Annotated in this window: 9 protein-coding genes; 7 read left to right on the forward strand and 2 right to left on the reverse strand. The window is 40.3% G+C overall.

Annotated features, from left to right (window positions below; genetic code table 11):
• The first annotated feature begins 15 nt into the window (after window positions 1-15).
• From NI470_RS06735 to rplS, 7 genes are all read left to right on the forward strand, one after another.
• Window positions 16-3,525, forward strand: coding sequence for a pilus assembly protein (locus NI470_RS06735; protein ID WP_253147959.1), 3,510 nt, complete (start codon window positions 16-18; stop codon window positions 3,523-3,525).
• A complete protein-coding gene (locus tag NI470_RS06740; protein ID WP_253147958.1) occupies window positions 3,525-3,953 on the forward strand; it encodes a prepilin-type N-terminal cleavage/methylation domain-containing protein in 429 nt (142 codons plus the stop codon). Before NI470_RS06735 ends, NI470_RS06740 begins: the two co-directional genes overlap by 1 nt.
• Entirely contained in the window at window positions 3,950-4,381 is a 432-nt protein-coding gene (locus NI470_RS06745) for a type IV pilin protein (RefSeq protein WP_100535206.1), read from the forward strand. Before NI470_RS06740 ends, NI470_RS06745 begins: the two co-directional genes overlap by 4 nt.
• A 145-nt stretch (window positions 4,382-4,526) precedes the next feature.
• On the forward strand, window positions 4,527-4,784 hold the full coding sequence (gene rpsP, locus NI470_RS06750; RefSeq protein WP_004281198.1) for a 30S ribosomal protein S16: 258 nt from the start codon (window positions 4,527-4,529) through the stop codon (window positions 4,782-4,784).
• A 30-nt stretch (window positions 4,785-4,814) separates the two neighbouring features.
• A complete protein-coding gene (gene rimM, locus NI470_RS06755) occupies window positions 4,815-5,363 on the forward strand; it encodes a ribosome maturation factor RimM (protein ID WP_044109067.1) in 549 nt (182 codons plus the stop codon).
• A 28-nt stretch (window positions 5,364-5,391) separates the two neighbouring features.
• A complete protein-coding gene (gene trmD, locus NI470_RS06760) occupies window positions 5,392-6,126 on the forward strand; it encodes a tRNA (guanosine(37)-N1)-methyltransferase TrmD (protein ID WP_253147957.1) in 735 nt (244 codons plus the stop codon).
• Window positions 6,127-6,311: 185 nt separating this feature from the next.
• Window positions 6,312-6,686, forward strand: coding sequence for a 50S ribosomal protein L19 (rplS, locus tag NI470_RS06765; protein WP_004281205.1), 375 nt, complete (start codon window positions 6,312-6,314; stop codon window positions 6,684-6,686).
• A 522-nt stretch (window positions 6,687-7,208) separates the two neighbouring features.
• Here the strand turns inward: rplS and NI470_RS06770 are convergent.
• Both NI470_RS06770 and NI470_RS06775 read right to left on the reverse strand, forming a co-directional pair.
• Window positions 7,209-8,189 carry an esterase/lipase family protein gene (locus tag NI470_RS06770; protein WP_253147956.1) on the reverse strand — a complete coding sequence of 327 codons (981 nt, stop codon included), beginning with the start codon at window positions 8,187-8,189 and terminating at the stop codon, window positions 7,209-7,211.
• A 69-nt stretch (window positions 8,190-8,258) separates the two neighbouring features.
• Window positions 8,259-9,227 carry an esterase/lipase family protein gene (locus NI470_RS06775; RefSeq protein ID WP_044109069.1) on the reverse strand — a complete coding sequence of 323 codons (969 nt, stop codon included), beginning with the start codon at window positions 9,225-9,227 and terminating at the stop codon, window positions 8,259-8,261.
• Between the last annotated feature and the right edge of the window lie 189 nt (window positions 9,228-9,416).

The following is a 9,416-nucleotide window of genomic DNA, read 5'->3' on the forward strand; positions in this document are numbered from 1 at the left end:
TAGTTAGAGGTTTTTATGAACAAGAATAAACAGATTCCAAGCCATTGGATGCGTTTTAAAGTGTCGACTTTAGCTGCATCTGTAACTTCGTTGATTCTGGCGGGTGTGCCTGTGCAGATTCAGGCAAGTGATATTGATATTTATCAAGCTGGAGGGACAGGAACGACTAAGATTTATTTAATGTTAGACGTTTCTGGGAGTATGGATAACGCTGATTCATTTGATGTCGATTACGGCTATGCCTATACAGAAAGAGTGTGTGGTTTAATATTTTGTAGAGATGTTGAAAGAAATTTATGTAATAGGACAAACTTAACAAATAATTTAACAGTAAATATTCCTAATAAAGATAATACAGCAACTACAACCTATACCTATGCAACACGATCAGATAATTATTGTGCTGTGAACTTGAGTTCTAGTTTTATAGGGAATACGAATGACGATAGAGCCTATAAAACCAAAATTGCGAGTTTATGTGATCGTGTGGGTAATACGAATACTTATAATTGTTATAGCCGTATAATAAATTTGAGAAAAGGTCTAATTGAAGTTATTGCAGATCCTACTGTTGATAAAGATATTCAGTTTGGATTGGGGACTTATTCTGGTAGTGCAATTACGAATAAAACAGATTTTATTGCAATGGATCCTGATACATCGAATAAAGCAACTCTTATCGGGTATGTACAAGAAATTACTGCTGGTGGTGGAACACCGATTGCAACAGCATATAATACAGCAGGGAAAAAGTTTACAAGCCAATCTAGTAGTTCTAATACCAGTGAAGCATGTACTGGGAATGGGCTTTATTTTTTAACTGATGGTGAGCCTCAAGGTGATAATAATTATAATATTGATTATAACGGAATCAATAAAGTAACGACAAATACATTAGGAAGTTCCCAAACAGCTTATTGGGGAAAAATTGGAAACTATGCTCAGTCACTACTGAAAAGCAACTATAAAGTAAAAACAGCAACTGTTGGTTTTGGGGGAGGATATTATTTAACACCAGCTCAAAAATTACAGGCAAATATTACAATAGGGACAAAAAAATATTTTGATTGCACTTTCGTTGATACGAATAACTCTGATCATCGGAATTATTGTCAATGGGGAGCAAAATCAATTCCGAATAGAGCAGATGTTGGTGGTTTTGGTGAAGGTGGTTTTTATACAGCACAATCTTCAGCAGATTTGGTTGAAAGTTTAAAATCATTTATTACTGAAACAACTGTCCCTATTGAGGGTTCAACTATTGGTAGTAGTACTATTCCTGTAGATGCGTTAAATACCAATCAGTTACAACCTTTTGCTTATTTCCCTATGTTTAAACCACTCATTGCAACACAAGATCAGTTGTGGGTGGGGAATCTCAAAAAGTACAATGTCATCAGTGGTACTTTGTATGATGTCACCAATAAATTGGTGTATAAAAACGCAACGGATTTTAATACTGGTCTGAAAGACTATTGGTTTAATAGTTCAGCTGTACATCCAGATGAAGTAATCAGCTACGGTGGTAATTTGAGTCAGCTTTTGGGTACGCAATTACCTAAATTAGATGGATCAAACTTAGTTTTAAAAAGAAAAGTATTTATAAATGACGGTAGTTCGGCAGGTGATTTGAAATCTGCAGAAAGTATTCTTAAATCAGAAACTTTGGCTGAGCGAGAGTACTTATATGGTTTATTGGGATATTCAAAACTCACAGAAGCCGATTTAACGGCGTTAAAACAAAAATCTTACACAGAGCAATTAACCTATTTAAAAACTAAAGATGCATTAAAAGGTTACCAACTAGGTTCTATTATTCATTCTTCACCTATTTTACTCACACAAAAAGGTGCAATTGTTGCTGATACGGGGTCATTAGGGTCAGTAGATCGTGATGACTATGTGCTTTTTGGTACAACACAAGGTGTTCTGCATGTTGTTAAATCGGGAACACAAAATGCCCAAGTAATAAATGGTAGTGGAATCGCTTCGGGGAGTGGTGAAGAAGTGTTTTCATTTGTTCCTAAAGAAATGTTGGCTAAACAAAAAAAGGGCTTCTTTGAGTCAATGGCTGTAGAGAAGGCCTCAGATAATAATGATAATTTTTATTATGGAATAGATGGTCCTTGGACTGCACATACGGTTTATGAGCCTAATTTTTATGATGCTATAGTCGATGGAAAAACTGTTGAACGTGACGGTTTGCAAGTAAAAGCAGATGGGAAAAACAGTCATCAATATGTATATGGTGGCTTACGTATGGGAGGACGGAGCTATTACGCTTTAAACCTTTCTGATATGTCTAAGCCAAAACTGATGTTCCATATTGATCCAGATAGTGCAACAAGCGGAGCATTGTCCTATATGGGGCAAAGTTGGTCTAAGCCAACAGTTGCTTATATCAAATGGAATGGTCAGCGCAAACTCGCTATGATTGTGGGTGGTGGCTATGATATGAAATATGAAGATCCTACTTTTACTAGCTCATCTTCTGGGAATGTAAAAGGAAACGGGATTTATATTTTTGATGCAGAAAATGGAAAGTTGCTCTGGTGGGGCAGTAGTAATGCTGGAAATCAAGATGGAACAGCAACAGGTGGGGTTGAAACGAAAATTGATAGCATGGTTAATAGTATTCCATCAAGAGTAAAAACAGTAGACCGAGATGGTGATGGTTTAGTTGATCATCTTTATGTCGGTGACTTGGGAGGTAAGGTGTTCCGAGTAGATTTGAATCCAAGCCACAAAGCAAATGATGTAGATAATAAGTTCGTGCTTAATGCTTTTGAGTTTGCCGATGCAAAAGAAGCTGGTAAAAATCCCCCACGTTTTTATGAGGCACCGACATTTACCATTCATACAGATAATGTAGCTAAAAAATATGCAGTCATTTCGATGGCGTCAGGAGACCGAAGTAGTCCTTTGAAATCTGACAGTTCTGCGCAAGATATGATTTTGGGGTTCTATGATTATGATGTAACTAAAACTACACCTGCAAAAGGCACAACAGTCAAATTAACAAATATGAATGAAATTTATAAGGCTGGTGCAGCGACTGATAAAACAGCTGGTTGGTATTATCGATTACCTATCATAACAGCTACTAGTGGGGGTACTTTAAAATCATATCAAACAAGGGGATTATCCGAAGGCGTCGCTCTAGATGGTGATTTATACTATTCAATTTTTGACCCAAGTAAAACCAACAATGGCAGTAATGGAAATAGTACCAGTTGTTCTGGCGGTATTGTTGGAGTAAGTACGGCAGTCAAATTATGTTTGCCATCTGGTAAGTGTGGAACGGATACAAAAATTACAAATGTAGGTGACTTAGGTGGAGGGATTATTGGTCTAAATGTTGGACCTGGCTCTACCCAAGGTTCTCGAAAATTAATTTTTAATAAACCTCCAGCAATATGTATTGGTTCAGACTGTACACAAAATTCAATTACAGAGTATCAAACTACAAATAAGTTATTACCAACCCGTTGGTATGATATGACGCCATATGTAGGAGCGAAGTAATGGCTAAAGGGTTTACATTAATTGAATTAATGTTGGCTGTTATTATTATTGCGATTTTAGCAGCCGTTGCGCTACCAAGTTACCAACATTATGCACGTAAAAATAATGAAAAAATTGTTGAACAAAAATTGCAAGATATTGCACTTAAGCTTGAAAATGAACGGAGTACAAACTTTAGTTATAAAAATTTTATATTAGATTCTGAAGATAAAACTACACCGAAAGGCAAGGTAGGAACAGATATTAAATATAATATTGTTATTGATACTTCAATTTTTCAAAAATGGACATTAGTAGCGTGTGTCAATAAAGATTTAAAAGATGCTGCTAAATACAATAACTTTGCGTTGAATAGTGAGGGAACTTCATGCCGATGGAAAGAAACAGATACATGTACGGTGCCTGCAAGTTGTAAGGTGTCATCATGATTAAAAATGGCTTTACATTAATTGAGTTAATGATTGTAGTTGTAATCATAGGCATCTTAGCTGCAATTGCTTATCCAAATTATATAGAATACTCAAAAAGGACAAAAAGAGTTGAAGCACAAACACTTATGCAAGAGATGGCTCAAAAGTTAACGGCTTACAAAATTGCAAATGGTTCTTTCAAAGATATTGGAACTTCCGGATTAGTCAATTCTACAATACCGACAACCGGAGCAAGTAATTATAATCTTTCAATTACAGATATTGACGGCGTAGCCTATTCTGCAACGACAAAAAATGGTTCATGGCGTTTAACTGCGACACCAATAAATGGAATGCTAAATACTGGTGTGTTAACACTGGACTCTCAAGGAAAACAGTGTTGGTATAAGGATGCTCTGGTCTGCTCGCCATGGGACGGCAAATAACTCCAAATCCAAAATTGTAGCCAAACACTTTTTTGATCTTTCATTCAGGGCAAAGTTCAAGTAAAATACTGCCCTCTATGAAAGGGGTTTGAGCTGTATCGATGGTCGGTACAAGGATAATCCGTAAAAACTATAAGGTTCTATCATGGTTGTTATTCGTCTTGCACGCGGTGGTGCTAAAAAACGTCCGTTCTATCAAATCATTGTGACTGATAGCCGTAATGCACGTGACGGTCGTTTCATCGAACGTATCGGTTTCTTCAACCCTACAGCTCAAGGTAAAGCAGAAAAACTTCGTTTAGATGCTGACCGTTTTGCTCACTGGGTTTCTCAAGGTGCTCAACCTTCTGATCGTGTTGCTTCTTTAGCTGCTCAAGCTAAAAAAGCTGCAGTTGCTGCATAATTTTTATATAAATTAGGTAGTAGCTTGCCCATGACACCAACACAGAATGTTCCCGAAGATCGTATTCAGATTGGACAGTTACGTTCAGCATATGGATTAAATGGGTGGCTCTGGGTCTATTCCAATACAGAACCCATGAGCAACATATTTGACTATCTGCCTTGGTACATTGAGACCAAAGCAGGTTGGCAAATTGTCGATGTAAAACGTTGGAAACCACATGGTAAAGGCCTGGTTGTTTCGCTGAAAGGTGTGAGTGATCGCACTGGTGCAGACGAACTGGTTGGCTCCAATGTCTGGATCTCTAAATCGCAACTGCCTCAAGCAGGCGTAGATGAGTACTATTGGTCTGATTTAAAAGGTCTAACTGTGTTAGGGCTGGACGATCAGGAACAAGAAGTCAATCTCGGTCAAATTTTTGAGCTGTTTGAAACAGGTGCTAACGATGTGATGGTGGTTCGCGCAACTGCCGACAGCATCGATGGCGAAGAGCGAATGATCCCATGGCATAAAGATGTGGTGCAACGCGTTGATCTTGAAGCTGGTCGTATCTACGTCAATTGGGGCGTAGACTACTAAGAATTTTTCGGAAATACGGGAGTCTGCGATGTTTTTTGCAGTCATTACGCTTTTTCCTGAAATGTTTGAAGCGATTACAGCCTATGGGATTAGCGGGCGCGCAGCAAAACGTGAGTTGATGCAAATTCATTGCATCAATCCTCGCGATTATGCGACGGGCAACTATAAACGGGTGGATGAACGTCCATTCGGCGGTGGTCCGGGTATGGTGATGATGGCTGAGCCTTTGGCAAAAGCAATCCAGCATGCCAAAGAGCTTGCAACGCAAGCAGGTGCAGTTCAGGTTCCTGTGGTGTATATGTCACCGCAAGGAAAGACCTTAAACGAAACTGCGGTACAGGATTTTGTCAAATATGACGGAATCATCGTACTGTGCGGACGTTATGAAGGCGTCGATGAACGTTTGATCCAGCAATATGTTGATCAGGAATGGTCAATTGGGGATTATGTCTTATCGGGTGGTGAGCTTCCTGCGATGGTTTTATTGGACAGTATTATCCGGAGACTTCCAGGTGCCATGTCTGATGAACAGTCACACGTGCAAGACTCATTTGTGGATGGTCTTCTAGATTGCCCACAATATACCAAGCCAGATCATTTTGAAGGTTTGGATGTGCCTGAGGTGTTAAAGTCCGGGCATCATGCCAATATTGAAAAATGGCGGTTTTTGAAGCGATATCAGCGTACACTTGAACGCCGCCCAGAGTTGGTGGAAAAAGTCGAGTTGACCAAGCAGCAGAAAAAATGGCTAAAAGATTTGTAAGATATTGATGAGTGATCATTTCTATCTTCAAGCAAGTACTTAAAATGATTTAAGTATTCTTTAATAGGCTCTTTATGGTTGAGATGGTCAACCATACAGGGAAAGATAATCGGGTGTATGCGCTTTAGCCTCTATACCCAGCGATGATCAGACCTCTTCTGACTCGCATATATTGGAGATACCCCATGAGCGGTAAGCATCCTTTAGTTCAAGTAATTGAAAATGCACAATTGAAACAAAACATCCCTGCTTTTGCACCAGGTGATACAGTTATTGTTCAAGTTAAAGTAAAAGAAGGCGACCGTGAGCGTTTACAGGCGTTCGAAGGCGTTGTAATTGCTAAGAAAAACCGTGGTTTGAACTCTGCGTTCACAGTACGTAAAATTTCTAGCGGTGTTGGCGTTGAGCGTGTATTCCAAACTCACTCTCCAATCGTTGCTGGTATCGAAGTGAAACGTCGTGGTGACGTTCGTCGTGCTAAACTTTACTACCTACGTGAATTGTCTGGTAAAGCTGCACGTATTCGTGAAAAATTACCAGCTCGTAAAACTAAAGCTTAATTTTAAGCTTTATACGAGTGAAAAAATGCGCCTTTGGGCGCATTTTTTATGCCTAATTTTTATGTAGATTTATTCGAAATGTTCCTGCAAAGGCAAGATCATAGCATCCAAAATATCCAAGAAAATTTTATGAATAAACATCAGGAATAATACAAAATATCCCCAAGACTGGAATCCTGCATTAAAAAGTTGAATGCAAATAAAACATTGTGTGATAACCAGTAAAATACTGATCCATACATTTGCGATAATATGTCGATGACAAGAGGGGCAATAATAAGGCTCATATTTTTTAAATTGAAAAGGATTAATGACTTTTCGTTTGCAACAGGGACAGGTTCTTTTAAATTTGTTTTTGATTTCTATAGAACGTATCTGCATTTATTTTATTTCACAGTTCTTTTTATATTTGATGAATATTTTATATGCAGTTTGATCATGATTAACAAGTAAATTTCAAGAAAAAATTTAGAGAAAAATAAGATAGAAAAAGCCTCTGGAGGAATAGAGGCTTGTGTAACTCTATAAACCTTGCAGTTTTAAGCGGTTGGCATGTTGACGATAGGCAGCAACTGGATCAGGTGCAAAGGTACCTTTAATGCCAAATAACAAGTTGATTTCATCCAGATGATTCCATGGATAATCATCCCGAATCGTTTTACCAAATTTGGCACTACACACCGACACGATTCCATCATTCGCGCCAGCCTTACTCGCAGAAAGCAGATCCAAGGCTTTCATGGCGGCATCGCTGACATCTAGGGGATTGGTCACGGGTTGATTGCCCGTCATTGAATACAGCGCAATGCCTTGGTCTTTATATTTGCCCTCACCACATAGACTCAGCGAAAGCCCGAGTTTAAAACGCTGGTTAAATTCGACTGTCCCTTCAATCGACGTGCTGTGTCCTGCTGCCAGAGCATTATGTGGGAAAGCTTGACCATCTAAGCCTTGTGCCCACATGATGACGTTACCAAAACTGCTGATCAGGGTATTGAGCAGTTCAGATGTTCCGGTTTGATTAGCAAGTCGCATGACATCAGAGGCGACAATGGTGCCTTGGTTGGCACCCCCCACAGTCATCACGGAGGCTACATGTTGCGGTATCACCCCGGCTGCATAACGCACGCTATGCGCACCATGACTATGACCAATTAAATTCAGTTTTTTGGCGCCGGTGATTGCCATGACTTCTTTCAGTTGCTCCACATATTGTTCACCTCTGATTTCGCTGGAATTGAAAGGTGAGATGCGGGTGGCAAAGGCAGTTGAACCGTTACGGGCTAAATCTGGCAAAATTTGATACCAATAATCCATGCCTAAGGCATCAAAACCAATGTGATTAAAGCCGACCATGCCATGTGCAAATACAATCGGGTATTGTGTTTTTGCATAATTGGACACGACAAATCTGGATTCTGCTTGCTGCAAATTGGAAGCCTGCACATATTGGCCCGCAAATAACACGCAGCATAAGGTTATAAAATGCGTTCTAATTTTCATAAAGTTCCATTTTGGCGGTTTAAAAATTAGAAAATCCCTGTGCATTGGGATGACAGGGATGAGATTGAATTACAGGCCTTGCAATTTGAGCCGGTTGGCATGCTGGCGATAAACATCGACTGGGTCTGGAGCAAAGATATTTTTTAATCCGAGGAACTGGTTCACTTCATCCAGATGGTTCCAGTTGTAGTTATCCCGAATGGTTTTACCGAATTTGGCACTACAGCGGGAGACCAGACCATCATTTTCCTTGCCGCCATCAATGAGTAGAGCTGTAACTGTCAAGGCTGAATCAGGATCGAGCGGATTGGTGACTTGACCTATACCGGTAAATGAATAATGACGAATATCACCGTCTTTTTCCTTACCTTCACCGCAGGCGGTGGTTGGCATACCGAGCGGATATTTCTGGTTGAATTGAGCGGATCCTGCCAGGGTCAGGCTGCTACCACCGGCCAGAGAATCATGCGGGAAACTGTTCGGATCCAACCCTTGTGCCCAGGTGATGGCCTTAGACACCAGGTTGATACCACCGACTAAAGGCCCTTGTATCGGTGTACCTTCTGCTTGCAGGATCAGGTCTCCAACCGGGGAGCCCTTATGCGGAGCACCGACAGAAGTCAGGGAAGCGACTATTCCATTCCCTGCACCTGCGACATAACGAATGGTCGGGCCGCCATGGGAATGACCGATCAGATTGACTTTCTTTGCACCGGTAATGGCCAGAATTTCATTTACCTGCTCTAAAAGTTGCTCACCCCGAATTTCCGATGAGTTAAAAGGCGAGACACGTGTTGCCCAGACATTACCGCCATTACGCGCCAGATCCGGTAAAATCTGATACCAGTAATCCAGTCCAAACTGGTCAGTACCGATCCGGATGAAACCCGCCATACCATGTGCAAAGACAATCGGATATTGGGTCTTGGCATATTGTGAACTGGCTTTTGCTGTGACCTGACTGGCCTGGGTGGATGCCTGGGTGCTGAGACATGTACCCGCCAGCAGCAGGCCGGTGATTAATATTCCGAATTTCATTATATTTTCCTCACTTTTGTTGTTTTAACGGGATGATCCTCATCCAGTTGCCTAAAGTTCCCCTATGTAGCAGGGACTCAGTTTCCTAAGTTTTTTTAATTAGGGTGTGTTGACACTTTTAGCTTAAAAAAATAGCGAAGTAGTAAAATCAAATCGCCAAACCCAATTTTACTATTCGCTATGCCTCGT

The organism is Acinetobacter lwoffii, assembly GCF_024129115.1.
Classification (GTDB): domain Bacteria; phylum Pseudomonadota; class Gammaproteobacteria; order Pseudomonadales; family Moraxellaceae; genus Acinetobacter; species Acinetobacter lwoffii_T.